Origin of the sequence: Roseobacter cerasinus, assembly GCF_009811755.1 — a bacterium.
Classification (GTDB): domain Bacteria; phylum Pseudomonadota; class Alphaproteobacteria; order Rhodobacterales; family Rhodobacteraceae; genus Roseobacter; species Roseobacter cerasinus.
In genome coordinates this window covers 606638-624333 of the sequence record NZ_BLIV01000003.1, presented here as the reverse complement: position 1 = coordinate 624333, position 17696 = coordinate 606638, and the positions used below count along the sequence as shown (strand labels likewise).

17 protein-coding genes are annotated in these 17696 nt (G+C 61.8%); 11 read left to right on the top strand and 6 right to left on the bottom strand.

Annotated features, from left to right (window positions below; all coding sequences use genetic code 11):
- The first annotated feature begins 95 nt into the window (after positions 1 to 95).
- From So717_RS10525 to So717_RS10515, 3 genes are all read left to right on the top strand, one after another.
- The gene (locus So717_RS10525) at positions 96 to 281 is read left to right on the top strand and encodes a VPEID-CTERM sorting domain-containing protein (RefSeq protein WP_159976919.1); all 186 of its coding nucleotides are present in this window, start codon (positions 96 to 98) and stop codon (positions 279 to 281) included.
- A 130-nt stretch (positions 282 to 411) separates the two neighbouring features.
- On the top strand, positions 412 to 2010 hold the full coding sequence (xrtE, locus tag So717_RS10520; protein WP_159976917.1) for an exosortase E/protease, VPEID-CTERM system: 1599 nt from the start codon (positions 412 to 414) through the stop codon (positions 2008 to 2010).
- A 231-nt stretch (positions 2011 to 2241) separates the two neighbouring features.
- Complete coding sequence (locus So717_RS10515; RefSeq protein ID WP_159976915.1) at positions 2242 to 4848, top strand: methyl-accepting chemotaxis protein; 2607 nt, start codon at positions 2242 to 2244, stop codon at positions 4846 to 4848.
- Between the two features lie 137 nt (positions 4849 to 4985).
- On the opposite strand, the gene metG is transcribed toward So717_RS10515, so the two are convergent.
- From metG to So717_RS10500, 3 genes are all read right to left on the bottom strand, one after another.
- Positions 4986 to 6707 (bottom strand): methionine--tRNA ligase, encoded by a 1722-nt coding sequence (gene metG, locus So717_RS10510; protein ID WP_159977173.1) that lies wholly within the window; start codon positions 6705 to 6707, stop codon positions 4986 to 4988.
- Between the two features lie 80 nt (positions 6708 to 6787).
- A complete protein-coding gene (locus tag So717_RS10505) occupies positions 6788 to 8017 on the bottom strand; it encodes an MFS transporter (RefSeq protein WP_159976913.1) in 1230 nt (409 codons plus the stop codon).
- 65 nt (positions 8018 to 8082) lie between these two features.
- Positions 8083 to 8679 carry a YceI family protein gene (locus So717_RS10500; protein ID WP_159976911.1) on the bottom strand — a complete coding sequence of 199 codons (597 nt, stop codon included), beginning with the start codon at positions 8677 to 8679 and terminating at the stop codon, positions 8083 to 8085.
- A gap of 168 nt (positions 8680 to 8847) precedes the next feature.
- On the opposite strand from So717_RS10500, the gene So717_RS10495 reads away from it, so the two are divergent.
- The 4 genes from So717_RS10495 to So717_RS10480 all read left to right on the top strand — a co-directional run bounded on the left by So717_RS10495 (position 8848) and on the right by So717_RS10480 (position 12898).
- The gene (locus So717_RS10495; RefSeq protein WP_159976909.1) at positions 8848 to 9891 is read left to right on the top strand and encodes an aldo/keto reductase; all 1044 of its coding nucleotides are present in this window, start codon (positions 8848 to 8850) and stop codon (positions 9889 to 9891) included.
- Positions 9892 to 10005: 114 nt separating this feature from the next.
- Positions 10006 to 10920, top strand: a complete 915-nt coding sequence (bcoG, locus tag So717_RS10490; RefSeq protein ID WP_159976907.1) for a 3-dehydrocarnitine:acetyl-CoA trimethylamine transferase BcoG — start codon at positions 10006 to 10008, stop codon at positions 10918 to 10920.
- Positions 10917 to 11429, top strand: coding sequence for a lipocalin family protein (locus So717_RS10485; protein ID WP_159976905.1), 513 nt, complete (start codon positions 10917 to 10919; stop codon positions 11427 to 11429). The genes bcoG and So717_RS10485 overlap by 4 nt, the downstream gene beginning before the upstream one ends.
- On the top strand, positions 11426 to 12898 hold the full coding sequence (locus So717_RS10480; protein ID WP_159976903.1) for a carnitine 3-dehydrogenase: 1473 nt from the start codon (positions 11426 to 11428) through the stop codon (positions 12896 to 12898). Before So717_RS10485 ends, So717_RS10480 begins: the two co-directional genes overlap by 4 nt.
- A gap of 81 nt (positions 12899 to 12979) precedes the next feature.
- Here the strand turns inward: So717_RS10480 and So717_RS10475 are convergent, their stop codons facing one another.
- On the bottom strand, positions 12980 to 13690 hold the full coding sequence (locus So717_RS10475) for an NUDIX hydrolase (protein WP_159976901.1): 711 nt from the start codon (positions 13688 to 13690) through the stop codon (positions 12980 to 12982).
- 39 nt (positions 13691 to 13729) lie between these two features.
- Positions 13730 to 14149 carry a DUF983 domain-containing protein gene (locus tag So717_RS10470; protein ID WP_159976899.1) on the bottom strand — a complete coding sequence of 140 codons (420 nt, stop codon included), beginning with the start codon at positions 14147 to 14149 and terminating at the stop codon, positions 13730 to 13732.
- A gap of 188 nt (positions 14150 to 14337) precedes the next feature.
- Here So717_RS10470 and So717_RS10465 point away from each other — a divergent pair, with 188 nt between their 5' ends.
- The 4 genes from So717_RS10465 to So717_RS10450 all read left to right on the top strand — a co-directional run bounded on the left by So717_RS10465 (position 14338) and on the right by So717_RS10450 (position 16278).
- The gene (locus So717_RS10465) at positions 14338 to 14781 is read left to right on the top strand and encodes an EF-hand domain-containing protein (RefSeq protein WP_159976897.1); all 444 of its coding nucleotides are present in this window, start codon (positions 14338 to 14340) and stop codon (positions 14779 to 14781) included.
- Between the two features lie 74 nt (positions 14782 to 14855).
- Positions 14856 to 15443: an RNA polymerase sigma factor gene (locus So717_RS10460; RefSeq protein WP_159976895.1), complete on the top strand. Its 588-nt coding sequence runs from the start codon at positions 14856 to 14858 to the stop codon at positions 15441 to 15443.
- Positions 15427 to 15786, top strand: coding sequence for a hypothetical protein (locus tag So717_RS10455; RefSeq protein WP_174239009.1), 360 nt, complete (start codon positions 15427 to 15429; stop codon positions 15784 to 15786). Before So717_RS10460 ends, So717_RS10455 begins: the two co-directional genes overlap by 17 nt.
- Positions 15787 to 15804: 18 nt before the next feature.
- Positions 15805 to 16278, top strand: a complete 474-nt coding sequence (locus So717_RS10450; RefSeq protein WP_159976891.1) for a periplasmic heavy metal sensor — start codon at positions 15805 to 15807, stop codon at positions 16276 to 16278.
- A 4-nt stretch (positions 16279 to 16282) separates the two neighbouring features.
- Here the strand turns inward: So717_RS10450 and So717_RS10445 are convergent, their stop codons facing one another.
- The gene (locus So717_RS10445) at positions 16283 to 17686 is read right to left on the bottom strand and encodes a diguanylate cyclase (protein ID WP_159976889.1); all 1404 of its coding nucleotides are present in this window, start codon (positions 17684 to 17686) and stop codon (positions 16283 to 16285) included.
- Between the last annotated feature and the right edge of the window lie 10 nt (positions 17687 to 17696).

Here is a 17696-nt window from a genome sequence, read left to right as displayed (position 1 = left end):
ATCAACGTGGGCCGGGAGACCGGCACGCTCGAAATCGCGGAAGAACCCGTGATAAACTGCAATGATTATTGCAATAACTTTGAAGGAAAATGGACATGAAAAAGGTTCTGGCTTCTGCAGTCGCTCTTGTAGCAACAGCTCCTGCATCTTTTGCCATCACCGTCATTCCCGGCGGAACACCGCAAGTGCCTGAAATCAGCGCACTTGAAGGCACAGCAGCTCTGGCTGTTGTGGCTGCGGTTGTTCTGCTGGCCTGGGAGCGCCGTCGCAAGTCTGCGTAACCATCCATTAAAAGACAAAGCGGTCCCGCTTCGGTGGGGCCGCTTACCTGTATGTAACGATTGAGTTCTGACGCTGCGCAAAGGTGCGCTCCAGCCCGTGCAGCGGATCTCTGATGTAAAGGAGAGGCCAGTGAGACAGCTTATCATTTCCGTAAATTCTGCTGGCCGGGTCAGCGTGCTGGGTCTTTTGGCGCTGGTGCTTGCGGCCGAGCTTCTGGCGATCTCACTGCTCTATCAACACGGGTTCGAGTTTACCTGCCGGGCCGTTGCGCCGGTGTGGTTCTGCGCGCTTGCTGGTCGCATTGTGCCGCGGGTGCTGGCTGTTCTGGCCGTCCTGGCCATCTTCGTGGTCGCGCGGCGCGGCCATGTTGCGTCGCTTCTGGCCAAGCCAGGGGCAGTGGGCACGGGGCTTGTCCTCAATCTGGCTGGATTTGCCCTCATTCTCGCGCCATGGTTCGGGTTGAGTGATGACAGCGCGCCTGGCGTGGTGACGGCGGCTGCGCTCTCCTGGTCTTTGGGCGGTCTGATCGCTGCAGCGGGCGCGGCCTTGTTTGTGGCACCCTGGTCCGCATGGCGCAGGCTGCTCTCGGAGAATGCGGGGGCCTTGACGATACTTCTGGCCATCGGCGTCACATTGCCCGAGCTGTCCGATCAGCTGCAGCCGCTCTGGGGCATCGACGCGATCACCGACATCACTTTCTTTGCCACGCTCTGGGTGCTGGGCCTTCTGGGATATGTCGTCTCCGCGCTGCCAGCGGAAAAGATCATCGGCACGGATGCGTTTGCCGTCGCCGTCGGGCCGCAGTGCTCTGGCGTGGAAGGCTTCATGCTGATCACCGTGTTCCTTGCACTTTACATGGGGCTTTTCCGCAAGGATCTGCGGTTTCCCCACGCGCTCATTCTGTTTCCTCTGGGCCTGCTGCTCAGCTGGGTTTTCAACGTCTTTCGCATTTCGCTGCTGCTTGTCATCGGCTTCGAAGGCCAACCTGACTTGGCGATTGGCGCTTTTCACAGCCATGCCGGGTGGCTGTCCTTTACGGTCCTCTCGCTCCTCTTGATCATGGCGTCTCGCGCTGTGCCCTGGCTGCGCCGCGACACCGGGACCGAGCGGGCGCTGACCTTGCCGCCGTTCCTGAACGATCCGGCTGTGGTGCGGATCCTGCCGTTCATCGTCTTCATGGCGTCGGCCTTGCTGGCCAGCACCTGGTCTCAGTCGCCCGGAGAGCTCTACGTCTGGCGGGCGATGGCCATGGGGGCAGCACTGGCCCTGGTGTGGCCTGCCTTGCGCAATCTCGCCTGGCGGCTTGATCTGCTGTCGGTTGCTGTAGGTTTGGGGATCGCCGTGCTGTGGATCCTGTCCGGCCCGAACACGGGCGACGCGCCCTACGGCAGTCTGACCGGCGTGGCTTTCTCGCTGTGGCTGGTGGCGCGCATCGTCGGCACCACGGTTTTTGTGCCAGTGATCGAAGAGCTGTTTTTCCGCGACTATCTGATCAGCCGTATTGCCCCATCAGGCCGGGGGATCATGCTGGGGGTTGGGCTGGTTGTCTCAACCGCAGCTTTTGCGGCATTGCACGACCGCTGGATCGTGGCTGCCATCGCGGGGGCTTTGTTTGCGGCCCTTGTCTGGCGCAGCCGCAATGTCACAGACGCGATCGTCGCACATGCAACCGCAAATGGGCTGATCGCGCTCTTTGCGCTGCTCACCGGAGCGTGGCACATTCTGTGACACCTGCGCTTTGTTGACCATAGCGGTGCCGCCCCTACGGCTGCGGGATTGCGTCTTCCCAAGCTGATCTGTCTCAGACCTACGGACGATGTGACGAATTCGCTGAAAGTCCCAGTGTTTGCATTAAGCGCTCCGTAAGACCTGCCTTGTAGGAGAATACCAGCCACCCTGCCCGGTCGCCCTTTTGTTGAGGCCGGCGTTGGGATCGACCGCAAACAAGAGGAGCCGAAGATGTCTTCAGCGAAACGCAAACTGGGCGGGTTGGGCGCGTTCAACAGTCTCTTTGTGAAATGCAGTGTGATGGTCGTCATCTGCATCGTGAGCGTTGTGGCCGTCATTGCCATCATGAATGATACGATGAAGCACCAGATGGCATCTGACAGTCTGAGCAGTCGCGCAAGTGAAGTGACAGGTTTGCTTGCCATGCAAATGGGTGGATCGATCAAGTTCGGCAATGCCAATGCGGTGCAGCAGATTGTCGAAGGGGTCGTCAAGGCTGCGGAGCCGGATGCCACAGGTGCCCTGGTCATGAGCACGACCGGTACGATCCTCTATTCCGCGGGCAATGAGCTTTTTGACGCAGCGGCCGCTGCGGCCCTGGCGCAGACCGCGCTGGAGCAAAACCAGGCCGTCCTTGCCGACGATGGGCAATCCGCTGCAGCGCCGGCTGTGTTTGGTGACGGGGCGGCCGTTGCCGGGGTTGTCGTGACAACGTGGAGTGACGCAAGCCTCTTGGCAGAGCTCAACGCTCTTCAAGCCAAATCGCTGACCTCCGGTCTGGTGGTCATGGTCGTTGCTGTGGGTTTGGCTGGTCTTTTCCTGCGCAGCCAGATGTCGCGCCCGATTACACGGCTGACGGTTGCGATGGGGGAGGTGGAAAACGCCAAGTATGACATTGACGTGCCCTTCACCGGGCGTGGCGACGAAGTGGGGCAGATGGCCCGGCGTCTGGACAATTTCCGCGGCGCACTGGCCGAAGCAAAGCAGGCTGAGCGCGAAAGCGCCTTCAAAAGCGCCGCCTTTGTCGGCTCGACGGCCCCTATGATGATGGTGGACGAACAGCTTAAGGTCCTCTTTATCAATCCAACTTGCGAAGCGCTGCTGAACACGATCATGCCCGATCTGAAAGCGGCGTGGCCGGATCTGCAATCCGGTCAAGTTCTGGGGGCAAGACTTGCGTCTTTCAGCGAGTTGAGTGTGCAGGCTCAAGAGATCCAGACCAAAGGGTCTGATGCCTTGCCGATCTCGCATACTGCAAAGATCGGGGAGGCCTTGATCTCCATCAACGTGAATGCCGCGCTGGATGAGAAGGGCATGATGATTGGTGCCGTGATTGAATGGTCAGACACGACCGAAGCGGCCCGCAACGCGGCCTTGCTGGACAACATCGACGAAGCACAGCTGCGCATTGAATTTGATGCTCAGGGTCACGTGGTTGCCGCCAACTCCAACCTCATTGCATTGCTGGATGAGCAAGAGGACGTGGTCATGAGCCGTGTGTTCACCACTGTCTTTGAAGGCAGTGCTGGGGGAGATATTGACAAGGAGACGCTCAAGCAGCGGGTCTTTGCTAGCGGTACCGATGCCGAAGCCGTCTTTGGCCGGTTTGGCGTAACCCGTGCCTCAGACGGGAAGACCCTGGTGGTGGAAGGAAACTTTGCCTCTGTTCCGTCACCTGACGGCCGTCTTGAGCGGGCCATTTTCCTAGGAACAGACGTCACGGAAAGCGCCGAGGCCATGCGGCTTGCCGAAGAAGAGCGCGCCCGCGTTGCAGAGCAGCAGCATCGTGTGGTCGGTGCTCTGGCCGTCGGCTTGCAGTCGCTGGCCGAGGGGGATCTGACTGTCGAGATCGAGGAGAGTTTCCCGGAAGATTACGAGAAGCTGCGCGCCAATTTCAATGCTGCAATCCGTGCCTTGATGGATGCGGTCAGCGCGGTTCTGCATAATTCGGAATCGATTCACAACGAAACATCCGAGATCACATCAGCCGCAGATGATCTGTCCAAGCGGACCGAAAAGCAGGCGGCGACACTGGAAGAAACCGCCGCAGCTCTGGACGAGTTGACCAGCTCGGTGAAATCGGCGGCTGAAGGGGCTGATGAAGCCTCCAGCATGGCTGTTGATGCGCAGACCAACGCGGAAAGCGGCGGCGAGATTGCGCGCAAAGCTGTCGCCGCGATGGATGGCATCAAGACGTCGTCGCAGGAGATTTCGAAGATTACGACCGTGATCGACGACATTGCGTTCCAAACCAACCTGCTGGCGCTCAACGCGGGTGTGGAAGCCGCGCGCGCGGGCGAAGCTGGCCGCGGCTTTGCGGTTGTGGCAACCGAAGTGCGCGCGCTTGCGCAACGATCCTCTGACGCGGCGCGGGAGATCAATGCGTTGATCTCCAGTTCCGGAGAGCAGGTGGAGCAGGGCGTTGAGCTTGTCGACAAAACAGGCACAGCTTTGGCCTCCATCGTGGGGTCTGTTTCTGAAATCTCCAAGCGCGTTGCAACAATTGCCGCCTCCGCGCGGGAGCAGTCGGCTGGCCTGAACGAAATCAACACCGCTGTAAATGAGCTTGATCACGTAACCCAGCAGAACGCCGCAATGTTTGAGGAAACCACGGCGGCCAGCCACGCCTTGAACAGCGAGGCTGATGCGCTCTCCTCCGCGATTGCCCGGTTCAAGCTGGGTGACCAGCAAAAAGCTGCGAAAGCACCAACCGATCAGAGCGAAAAACCTACACCGCCCTCAAAACCCGCGCCAGCTGCGGCCACCCAAGGTTCTGCAGCTCTGAAAATCGAAGAGGACGAGCAACGCGACATCGATGCAGGTTGGGAGGAGTTCTGAGCCTCGGAGATGAATGTGCCGCCTTGCCGCCGATGACGTGCGGCACCGTGGCCCAAATGGACCCTGTCTCACGACCTGATCCACAGTCAACGGGCGCCGGCACAAACCGGCGCCCTAATTGCTTTCCCGCTCGGCGATCAGGCCGGCGCTGCGCCTGAAAACCGCGCTTTCCATTCCTCACGAGCGTCATCGGTGACCTTGGCGAACAGCACCTCCGGCACGTCAAAGCTGTGGCCAGCCGGAAGCTGCGCCAGAAACGCTTCGACATCGTCTGGCCAGGAGGTCATTTCGACGCGCATGCTTTCCAGAATCCGCTGGCTGGCGCTTGGCACAAATGGCGCGGACAAGGTTCCGAAAAGATGGGCGAGATTCAAGCCCAGCCGGGTTTGAGCGGCGGCCTGATCGGGATCCGTTTTGAAAGTGCTCCAGGGTGCCACGCGCTGTAAGTACTCATTCCCGCAGGCCCAGATTGCGCGCAATTCGCGTGCGGATTTTCGGACCTCCATGGCATCCATCATTTCTGAATACCGCGCCACACGGTCGGTCAACTCCGCGATCAGAGCAGCCTCATCCGCCCCGTAGGATCCGCCATCCGGAACGGCCTCCCCAAACTTTGACCTGCAAAATTTGGTGATGCGGCTGACGAAGTTCCCAAGCACATCTGCCAGATCCTTGTTCACCGTGTTTTGGAAACTGTCCCAGGTGAACTCAGAATCGCTGCTTTCCGGCGCGTTGCTCAGCAACCACCAGCGCCAATAGTCAGCGGGCAACAAACCCAGCGCCTGATCCATGAAGATCCCGCGCCCCTGCGAGGTGGAAAATTGCCCGCCGTCATAGTTCAGGTAGTTGAACGACTTGAGGTGATCCACCATCTTCCACGGCTCACCCGATCCGATCAGTGTTGCGGGAAAGCTCAGTGTGTGGAAGGGCACATTGTCCTTACCCATAAACTGGGTGTAGCGGACATCTTCGGCGCCCTTGTCAGTGCGCCACCACCGCTCCCATGCGGCGTCATCCTGTCCGGTTGCCTCGGCCCACTCACCCGCGCAAGCGATGTATTCGATTGGGGCATCGAACCAGACATAGAAGACCTTACCCTCCATGCCGGGCCAAGGATCCGCGCCCTTGCGCACCGGGATCCCCCAGTCGAGATCCCGCGTGATGCCGCGATCCTGCAACCCGTCGCCGTCATGCAGCCACTTCTTGGCAATGGATGTGGTCAGGATGGGCCAATCCCGCTTGGAGTCGATCCAGGCGTCCAACTCACCCTTCAGCTCAGACTGGCGCAGATAGAGATGTTTGGTCTCTCGCACCTCCAAATCGGTAGATCCGGAGATTGCGGAGCGCGCATCGATCAGGTCCGTCGGGTCAAGCTGTTTGGTGCAATTCTCGCATTGGTCGCCCCGGGCCTTGTCATAGCCGCAGTTCGGGCATGTGCCTTCGATGTAGCGGTCCGGCAAAAAGCGCTTGTCGGCATGCGAATACACCTGCTTCTCTGCGACCTCCCGGATCAGCCCTGCCTCGGCCAGGCGCGCCGCGAAATGCTGGGTCAACGCATGGTTTTGCGGGCTTGAGGACCGGCCAAAGTGATCAAAGGACAGCCCAAACCCATCGGCGATCCGGGCCTGCACCGCATGCATGTCGGCGCAGTACTCCGCAACAGGTTTGCCAGCTTTCGCGGCTGCAAGTTCGGCGGGTGTGCCATGTTCATCCGTGGCACAGAGAAACAGGACCTCATGCCCCCGGGCCCTCATATAACGGGCGTAGAGGTCGGCGGGCAACTGGCTGCCAACCAGATTGCCCAGATGTTTGATCCCGTTGATATAGGGAATGGCGGAGGTGATGAGGTGGCGCGCCATAGGGGCCTCGTTGCTTCTGATCTGCCGCATGCTCTATCGCAGCTTTGTCGTGAGGGCCACCGAGGAATTCCTGGCGCTGGCTAGTCGTCGTTTGGTTTGCGCGCCCGGCGAAGCAACCGCCCGATGGTGAAGGAGGTGCGCGGCACGTAAACATAGCGTGTGCGGTCCTGCGGTGCGGGCCGCGCGCGCATGCGGGTGAGGCCAAAGACAACCAGCAGGACGTGGCCCACGGCAATCATGATAAAGAGCGCCTCGGCCCCATAGGCGGCGATCAGCAGCGAGGCGACATAGGGGGCCGCAATGGCGCCAAGCGCGAAATAGAACATCAGCGCCGCTGACAGCTCCACCCGCTCATGATCGCCCGCGAAGTCATGCGCATGTGCAGCCGCAACCGAATAGATCGGAAAAGTGGTCAGCCCAAAGAGGCCCGCTGTCAGCAAGATGCCCAGCGTTCCGAGACCTGCCGCAGAGATCGTGATGGCCGAACTGGCGATCGCAGCGATGGAGAGCCAAATCAGCACACGCCGCCGGTCGAACTTGTCGGCGAGCCAGCCAACCGGGTACTGGGCGACAGCACCGCCAAGCACAAACGCCGCAAGGAAGTAGGCGATCTGGTCGACACTCAGCCCAACCTCCTGCCCATAGACCGGGCCCACCATGCGAAAGGACGCGCTGGACAAGGCCGACACAACCACCGCAGCGGCGGCCAGCGGGGACCTGTCGTAGGCCAGACGCGGGCGCAGCCGAGGGGAATCTGGCGTTTCGGGCTGGCGCACGGTTGTCAGTGCCAGCGGCAGCAGTGCTGCGCAGCAAATGATCGCAAGCAGGTTGTAGGAGACATAGCTGGCCGGTTCCAAAACCCCGATCATCATCTGCGCGGCAACCGAGCCGCTGAGATCAACGACGCGGTACACCCCTAAGGTTCGGCCCCGTGTCTCATTCGTCACTTTGGCTTGTAGCCAGGCCTCAATCACCGTGTAGCAGCCTGCGATGCAGACCCCGGATGCGACCCGCATGGCGGCCCAGGCATAGGGGTCCACGACGAGCATATGGCTCATCAGGCCGATGGCGCCGGCGGCGGCAAAGGCGGCAAAGGCGCGGGAATGTCCGACGCTGCCCATCAGGCGTGGCGCCCACCAGCAGCCAATGAAGAAGCCCAGAAAATGCGCCGAGCCGAGCAGGCCGATATCCTGTTTGCTGAACCCCAGTTGCAGACCTGACAGCGCATCCAGCGGGCCGACCCCGCCCGACGACAGCTGCAGCAGCAGAACAGAGAGAAACAGGGCAGCAAAGGAGATCAGCAGGCGCATTATGACCGCAGACCTAGCAGGTCCGCCCGTTACGCCTCGCAGTTATTCGACAAAGCGCGTCGTTTTCAGGCGTCGCGGCGTATTTCGGCGGTGATGTCGAGATCGACGGCGTCGGCCACAAGGTTGGAATAGCCGACAGCACCAAATGCGGATCGGCTGAGCGTGCCGGTCAGGCGGATGTTCAGCACCGACAAATCATCTGCAGCCGATCCCGGGGGGCGGGTCAGGGTCGCGTTCAGATCCAGCGGTTGGGTGACACCCCGCAAAGTCAGATCACCGGCAATCCGGGCGCCTTCGGAAATGCGTCCGTCACGCCCCAGAATGACCCGCCGGGATTGGTAGCGCACCATTGGGTGATTTGCGGCATCAAGCACCTGCGCGCTCAACAGGGCCTGCGTGATGAAGATCATACCCGTGCGTGCGCCCCGGATGTCGGCGGACACATCCGCGCTGGAGCGGGCCAGCCTGCGGAGGTCGACGCGAATATCGGCGCTGCTGACCGGGACGGTGCCAACCTGTGTGGCTCCGCTGAGGTCAAACAGGAAGGCCACGCGGGATCGGTCCTGCACAAGCGCGTAGCGTTGCGGTGCTGCCATCCCGCGGGTGGCGCAGCTGGCCAGTCCAGCGGCGATGAGAAAACGGCGCGACAGCATGAGCGGCATGGCTCTGTCTCCTTGTTCCCCGGTTGACATATAGCCCTGCGGGCAGGCCTGCCAATGGCCGAGAGAGCGCCGGGGCGTCACATCTCGGTCATCATGGTGTTGAAATCGTCTTGCGGTGACAGTCGGGCTGGTTAGGGTGACCGGGCTTGCACGAAAAGGACAACGGCCATGAAGATGAACCGGTTGGGGCGTACATCGATTGAGGTTTCGGAGTTCTGTCTGGGGTCGATGACCTGGGGCACGCAGAACGTGGCCGAAGACGCGCACGACCAGATTGACCGCGCATTGGATGCGGGGATCAACTTCATCGACACGGCAGAGATGTATCCGGTCAACCCGGTCAGTGCTGAGACCATCGGCCGGACCGAGCGCATCATCGGGTTGTGGTTCGAAAGGGACATGCGCCGCGAAGACGTCGTTCTGGCCACGAAACACTCAGGCGAAGGGCTGGCGGTTGTACGGGACGGCGCGCCGATTACCGCGCAAACCATACCTGAGGCCATTGAAGGCTCATTGCGGCGGCTCAAGACCGACTACATCGATCTTTACCAGTTCCACTGGCCCAACCGGGGCAGCTATATGTTCCGCAAGAACTGGTCTTATGATCCGTCCAGCCAGCTGATGCTGGACACCAAGGCGCATATGGAGGAGGCGCTGGGGGCGCTGGAGGATGAGGTCAAACGCGGCACCATCCGCTCGTTCGGTCTGAGCAATGAAAGCGCCTGGGGCACCACAAAATGGCTGGAGGTGGCGGAGCGCTCGGGCGGGCCACGGGTCGCGTCGGTGCAGAACGAGTATTCGCTGCTCTGCCGGCTTTACGACACCGACATGGCCGAGATGAGCATTCAGGAGGACGTGTCCCTGCTGGCCTTTTCGCCGCTTGCGGCGGGGCTTTTGACGGGCAAGTATCAGGATGGCGCGGTGCCTGAGAAGTCGCGCATGTCTCTGAACGGAGATCTGGGGGGGCGCAAGACGGATCGGGCGTTTGAGGCTGTTCAAGCCTATCTCGATATCGCAGACCGGCATGGGCTGGACCCTGCGCAGATGGCGCTGGCTTGGTGCCGCACGCGGCCGTTCATGGGCTCGATCATCTTCGGAGCGACGACACTGGAGCAGCTGGAGACCTGTCTGGGCGCGATTGATCTGGATCTGGATGAAACCGTGCTGGATGACATTGCGGCCGCCCATAAGCAGCACCCGATGCCCTACTGATGGGGTCTTCCGACGGGCGCCGCAAAGATCAGGCTTGAACCAAGGCTGAAAGCGGGATGATATCCGAACGTCGGCGGTGCGCATCAGTGCCGCCGCTGTCGGAGGACGCGCCTTATGCCGCTGGCCATGACGAACGAGGTTTTCATCACCTGTGCTGTGACCGGCTCAGCCCGCACACAGGATCGCAGCCCGCATGTGCCACGGTCTCCAAAGCAGATCGCCGAAAGCGCCATCGCAGCGGCCAAGGCAGGCGCCGCCATTGTGCATTGCCACGTCCGAGACCCCGATACCGGCGCGCCCAGCCGAAAGCGCGCCTACTACCGCGAACTGACCGATCGTATCCGCTCCGCCGATGTGGATGTGGTGCTGAACCTGACCGCCGGCATGGGCGGAGATATCGTCTTTGGCGACGTCGAGGCGCCGCTGCCACTGCAAGAGGTGGGCACGGATCTGATTGGCGCGACGGCGCGGGTGGCTCATGTGGCCGATTGCCTGCCGGAAATCTGCACGCTCGACTGCGGCACGATGAACTTTGCCGAAGCGGACCATGTGATGACCAACACGCCCGGCATGTTGACCGCGATGGGGCGGAGGATGACCGAGTTGGGTGTAAAGCCCGAGATCGAAGTCTTTGACACCGGTCATCTGTGGTACGCCAAGCAGCTGGTGGCGGACGGTGTTCTGGAGGCCCCGGCGCTGGTGCAGCTTTGCATGGGAGTGCCTTGGGGCGCACCCAATGATCTGAACACCTTCCTGGCGATGGTGAGCAATGTGCCCGAAGACTGGACCTTTTCCGCTTTTTCGCTTGGGCGCGTCCAGATGGCCTATGTTGCTGCGGCGGTCCTGGCGGGGGGGCATGTGCGCGTCGGGCTTGAGGATAACCTCTGGCTCGACAAAGGCGTGCTGGCGCAGAACTGGCAATTGGTCGAACGGGCGGGCCGTATCATCGAGAACATGGGGGCAAAGGTCATGGGCCCGGCCGAGGTACGCAAGACGCTGGGGTTGACCAAACGGGCGCCGCACGCATGAAGAGGCTGGCGCGCGGCCTGGCGCTGTTTCTCCTGGCGGCCTGCGCCTCTGAATCGGTGCCTGGGTTTCGAGACACCTCCGTGCCGATCACGGCCACCACTCGGTTTTCGCCGCAGTCCTTCTCGGGCAGATGGCAGGTGATTGCGGCTTATCCAAGCGCCCTCTTTCCATCCTGCGCGGGCCAGCAGTGGTTTGCCGATCTTGACGCTGAACCGGCGCAGCTCACCGTGCGTTGCGGGTCCTCGGGTGTGTATGAGGTGCCGGTCGCGGTGGATGCACGCGGCGTTCTTCAGCTTGAAAGCGCCGAGTTGAATCGGCCCGCGCGCGCATTTTGGGTCATGTGGATGGATGAGGAGGCCCGAACGGCAGTCGTGGGCACACCGGGTGGAGAGCTGGGCTGGATCCTCAACCGTGACAGGGCGCTGCGCCCCGACCGGCTGGAGGCCGCGCGCGAGATCATGGCTTTCAATGGCTATGATGTGACGAGATTGCAACGGGCAGAGCCATGACAACGGCGGCGGTCATCGGCGGCGGGGTGATTGGCGGCGGTTGGGTTGCCCGGTTTCTGCTGAACGGCTGGGACGTGAACGTGTTTGACCCCGACCCGGAGGCCGCTGGCAAGATCGGCGCGGTGCTGGACAATGCGCGCCGGTCTCTTCCGGGTGTGCTCGACGTCGCTTTGCCGCCCGAAGGGCACCTGCGGTTCCACAACAGCATCGCCGACGCGGTTGCGGATGTGAATTGGGTGCAGGAGAGCGTGTCCGAACGGCTGGACCTTAAGCAGCAGACCTTGGCACAGATCCAAAGCGCCTGCCGGGCGGATGCAGTTGTCGGCTCGTCGACCTCGGGGTTCAAACCGTCGGATTTGCAGCTGGGAGCCGCGCGCCCGGGCCAGATCATGGTCTGCCATCCATTCAACCCGGTCTATCTGTTGCCTTTGGTTGAGGTGGTGACCCCGGAAACCTGTTGTCCGGTGATCGTGGAGCGTGCCCTGGAGTTGCTGCGCGGGATCGGGATGCATCCGCTGCATCTACGCAGGGAAATCGACGGTCATGTGGCGGATCGGCTGTTGGAAGCGATCTGGCGCGAGGCGCTTTGGTTGGTGAAGGACGGCATCGCCACAACCGGGGAGATTGACGACGCGATCCGCCTTGGCTTTGGCCTGCGGTGGGCGCAGATGGGGCTGTTCGAGACCTATCGCATTGCTGGCGGCGAGGGCGGGATGGCGCATTTCCTGACGCAATTCGGGCCCGCTCTAAACTGGCCCTGGAGCAAACTGACAGACGTGCCCGAGCTGACCGATACGCTTGTTGCGCGCATTGCTGAGCAGTCCGATGCGCAATCGGGGGCTCACACGATCCAAGAGCTGGAGCGCCGGCGCGACACCAACCTTGTCGCGCTCCTGCGCGCGTTGAAGGCGCAAGATCACGGGGCGGGCGCTGTGCTTGCGGCACAGGAACGACAGATGCGGCAAGGCCAGATGCTCGGCCAGCGCACCGAGGGCATTGAGGACCCTGCGGCTCCGGTGCTCACTCTGCGCCGCGTGGTCCCGCTCGACTGGACGGATTACAATGGCCATATGACCGAGGCAAAGTATCTGCAGGCCTTTGGGGATGCAACCGACCGCTTCATGGAATTGATCGGCTGCGATGCGGACTACATCGCGTCTGGGCGCAGCTATTTCACCGCTGAAACACACATCCGTCACCTGGACGAGGTTCATGCTGGCACGATGCTCGAGGTCCGGACCCGGGTGCTGGGCGGTGGCGGCAAGAAAATGCACCTGTGGCATGAGATGCGGGCGGGTGGGGCCGTCGTGGCAACGGGGGAGCATTTTCTGCTGCACGTGAGTCTGGAAACCCGTCGGCCCAGCGACCCGTCCGAGGCCATTGATCGGGCGCTGCGCCGATTTGTGGCGGCGCAATCCGACATGCCCAAGCCAGCGGGGGCCGGGCGCGCCATCGGCCCGCCTCGCTGACCCTGGGCGGACCAAAGGTGGCCTGAAAGCCCACCTGACCTGCTGGTCGCAATCGGCTCTGCCGGCAGGTGGGGCGGGCTTTCAGGCCGCCCCTGTTGACAGCCCGCGCAAGCGGAGAAAGAGCGATTCTTCATCGTTGTTCTTGAAGAACGGCACGCTTGCGGGGGGTGCCCGGTTTGCGGCCCGGGCTTCGATCTCTGACAGAACCACCTCAGTGATAAACGGCATGTCAAAGCTCCGGGCGTCGCGAAGCTTGACCCATTGCAAATGGGACAATTCATCGCTTGCGCGGGAAAAATCATCCAGGTCACCCATGATATCCGTCGCCTCGACAAGGAAAAACCGTGCATCAAACCTCCGGGGCCTGCCAGGAGGGGTCAGTGCGCGAAACACAAATTGCAGAGGTGCAGCTGACGGCTGGTAGCCGGTTTCGGCAAACTCTGTCCAGTCGGGTGGGATGGTACCCGGCCAAGCTCCGGGCGTGCCCAGAACAAGGCCGGTTTCTTCCCAGAGTTCGCGGATCGCAGCTGCCGTCAGGGCCTGGCTTAAATCTGTAGGTGTCTCCTCGCGCAGGCGCTCAGCACAGGGTGTGGGCAGCGGAGAGGCCAAAGGCACCGCGTGGTCGCCCGTATCAACTGCGCCACCCGGAAAGACGAATTTATTCGGCATGAAGGCCGCCTTGGCGCCGCGTTGCCCCATCAACACACGGGGGATTGTTTCACGGTCCCGCAATATGATGACGGTGGCGGCATCCCGTATCTCTGATGCCTGCTCTGATGCAGCGTCTGCCATCACGCGTGATCCTTCGCCCAAGGTCTGGGGGGGATCCGGTCAGTGCCTGGTCGCAAACCCGCCCATCTTTCGCGCCCATTGATACCCCACGATCGCCCCCTTCAGTCTTGGCAAAAGATAGAGGGACAGGGCGACGCAGCCAACCGCAAAAATCGTGAACAGAGTGAGCGGATCAGGCCGCCAGGCCACAAAGACAAGATGCAACAGCGGGGCCATCAGATGCCCGACAAAGAGAATGGTCAGGTAGGCTGGCCCATCGTCTGCTCGATGATGATGCAGATCTTCACGGCAAACCGGGCAGCTGTCGTTCACTTTCAAGTAGGATTTGAGAAGCGGGCCAGTGCCACATTGCGGGCATTTCCGCCGCCAACCGCGCAGCATGGCGCGTTTCGTATTGCGCTCCTCCGTGTCAGCTGGCTGGTGAGCGAACTCGGGGACGTCCTGCGTCATGTCAGACATTGCGGATTCCTTTCTCAGGCCCCTCATGCGCTTTTGTTGCGGCAATTAAAAGTCGCTCCGGTGTCGCTGCGGCGGGATGTCGCGAAAATATGCCAAAAATTTTTGCGACGGAAGCGCGGCTGGTGCCCGTGCAAGGAACTGTCCGGCGCGGCTCTTTCGGGCCTGCGGACCAATCAAAGGAGTAAGACATGAGACGAACGGTATCTTTCGCACTGATCACAACCACAGCCTTCGCCCTCTCAAGCGGCTCAGCCTTTGCGCGGGGCGACGGAGCGGGCGAACCTGTGGATTTCAGAACATTGGACAGCAATGGCGATGGGCAGATCACCCAGCAAGAAATGCAGGCCGTCGCACTTGAGCGGTTTGCCCGCGCCGATACAGATGGCGATGGTTTGTTGAGCTTGCAGGAGGTTCAGGCGACGTCAGCGGAACGAGCTGGGCGGATGTTTAAGCGCATGGATGCCAACAGCGATGGGCAGCTGTCAGAGGAAGAGGTGCAGCGGCCTGAGCGTGCGGCACGCCGCTTCGCCCGGCTGGATGCAGATGGCAATGGCACCGTCAGCGAGGCGGAATTTGACGCGGCGCGCGAGAAAATGCGCGGGCGCGGCAGAGATGGTGGCCAGTCCGAGTAACACTGCAGTCAGACATCAGCGGCTGCGCCTACGGATTGCGGCGCTGTCGCTTTTGGAGAATGCTTGGAAGAGTTATGCCACCGGACGCCGATTCTGCCATTTCGGATGATGTGTTGTTGGCCCGTTACGTCCGGGGCGACAGGGCTGCGGCGCGTGATCTCACAGCGCGCCTGCTGCCTCGCGTTTATGGTCATGCCATGCGGCTTTTGGGCGACGCCACGGAGGCGGAAGATGCCGCGCAGGAGGCGATGCTGAGATTGTGGCGCACGGCGCCGGACTGGAGGCCGGGGCAGGCGCAGATCAGCACATGGCTCTATCGCGTGACTGCCAATCTCTGCATGGATCGGTTGCGCAAGCGGCGGCCATTGGGGCTGGATCAGATTGCCGAGCCGGAAGACCCCGCGCCCGGCGTTGTGCAGCACATGCAGGATCGGATGCGGTTTGATGCGCTGCAAGAGGCGCTGGATGCGTTGCCCGACCGGCAGCGGCAAGCGGTTGTCCTGCGCCATATCGAGGGGCTGTCCAACCCGGAGATCGCGCAGGTGATGGATATTGGATTGCGCGCGGTGGAAAGTCTCACCGCGCGGGGCAAACGGGCGCTGCGGGATCTGCTGGTCAGGCGTCGGGCTGAACTGGGGTATGAGGATGAAAGAACCGGATGATATGGCCAAAGATCGGGCTGTGGATGCGGCGCTGGACGCAGCGCGCGCATCCCCGCCGCCCGTACCAGCGCATTTGATGACGCGGGTGCTGGCTGACGCTGAGGCGGCGCGCCCTGCCGTCCGTGACCGGTCCGGCTTTGGTGTTTGTGTGTCAGAGCTGATGGGCGGGTGGCAAGGCGTCGGTGGTCTGGTGGCCGCAACACTGGCTGGTGTCTGGTTTGGCTTTAGCCCGCCGGAGGCCATGCCGGACGCCGGGGCGCTCATTCTTGGCTATGAGAATGTCGAGCTGCTGACGAGCAGTGCGGAACTGACCAGCTTCGGCTGGGATCTGGACGGAGGGTAGAAGATGCAGGACAGCCAGATGACAAAATCGCGGGTCTCGCGACGGATCAAGATCATTCTTGGGGTGTCGCTTGGTTTGAACCTTGCGGTTCTGGGATTGGTCGGCGGCACCCTGTTGCGGCATGGTGAGGGCAAGCTGGCGGGCCTTCACGGCGTGGCTTTGGGGGGATACGGGCTGCCCTATATGATCGCTTTGCCGCGGCAGGATCGCCGCGTGGTCGTAAGATCTGTCCGCTCCAGCCCTGAGGCGCTGGACCGTGTCGCCCGGCGCGCGCTCTATAACGACGTACTTATGGCTCTGCGGAGGCCGGAGCTTGATCTCGAAGCGCTTTCTGTTGCTGTACGGCGTCAGGCCGAGGCGAGCATCATCGTTCAGCGCAGAGCGCAAACGGCCTGGCTCGATGTGATCTCCGATATGCCGGCCAAGGAACGTGTCGACTACGCGGCTGCCATCGAAGAGGTGCTGCGTCGCGGCCCCAAAGGCCGGAAATGACAGATCAGGCGGCGGGGCGGCTGAGGTTGACCTGATTACGGCCCTGCATTTTTGCGGCGTAAAGCGCTTTGTCCGCAGCATCGAGGAGCAGATTTGCGTCCTGTGGCGACGGCGCTTCATGCACTTTTCGGACCCCACCGATGGTCACCCCAATGGACACAGTCACCTTGATCGGCTGGTCCGCGCCCGGCACGACAAAGCCGCGTCCGCCGATCTTGCGACACAGGCGGCTGGCGGCGACTCGCGCCTCTGACAAGGGGGTGGCGGGCATCACGATCAGAAATTCTTCGCCACCGATTCGCGCGATCAGATCGACGCCGCGCAGATTGTCGCGCAGCCGCTTGGCGGTTTCCACCAGGACTGCATCACCCGAGGCATGGCCGTAAAGATCGTTGATCTGTTTGAAGTGGTCCAGATCGGCGACCATTACGGCAAAGCTGCGTCCGGTTGCGGCAGAATGCTCGGCCACGCGCGCCAGATGCGGCATCGCGTAGCGACGATTGTGCAACCCGGTGAGCGGGTCGGACACGGCAGCTTTGAGGCCCGTGCGCACCGTCGCGCGCAGCTGGTCACCCACCCGCTTGCGGCGCAGCATCGCCTTGATCCGCAAGGTCAATTCCGCGACGTCAAACCCGTCGCTCATCAGATCGTCCGCGCCCAGGTCGAGCGCATAGGCGCCCAGGCCCGGATCCGGCCGGGACTGCACCACCAGAATGCCTGCGTGCCGCGTGATGGCGGTGGCGCGGATGGCGGCCAGCAGACGCAGCACATCACTTGTGCTGTTGTCCTCGTCAGAGAGGGTCAGGATGAAGACATCCGGCACCTTCTCGGGCGACAGATCCCTGAGCGCCGTCTCGGGTGAGGTGAAGCTGAGGCTGGTGCGCAGCTGGGGGCGCAGCAGTGAAATCCAGTTGTGCGCCGTGTGCGCATGCGTGCCAACCAGCACGGCACGCCCCGGCGGCCCGAAATCCAGAGTGTCTTCGGCAAAGCCAAGGGCGCGTGAGGTGTCATCTCGCATTTGCCATTCCGCTGCTGAGTTGTGGGCGCGGATCAGGCTGCGAACCCGCGCCAGGAGGAGTGTATCGTCGATCGGCTTGAGCATGACATCCTGAACGCCTGCCTCAAGCGCGCGCAGCCGTGTCTCGGCGTTTGGCCGCGTGCAAACCACCATCATGGGGATCGCGCGGGTTTGTGGATTCTGATGCAGCCGACGGCACAATTCAGCTGCTTCGCAATCGGGCAGAGCCATGGCTGAGATGATCAGATCGGGGTCATGACGCAGGGCTGCAACGCAGGCCTCATCTGCTGTCGATGCCTGTATGACCTCATAGAAAGCCGAGGCGAGTTTTACCTTCAATACGATGCGATTTGTCGAAATCGCATCCACAATCAGTATTTTTCCTTGCACGCCAGTCGGG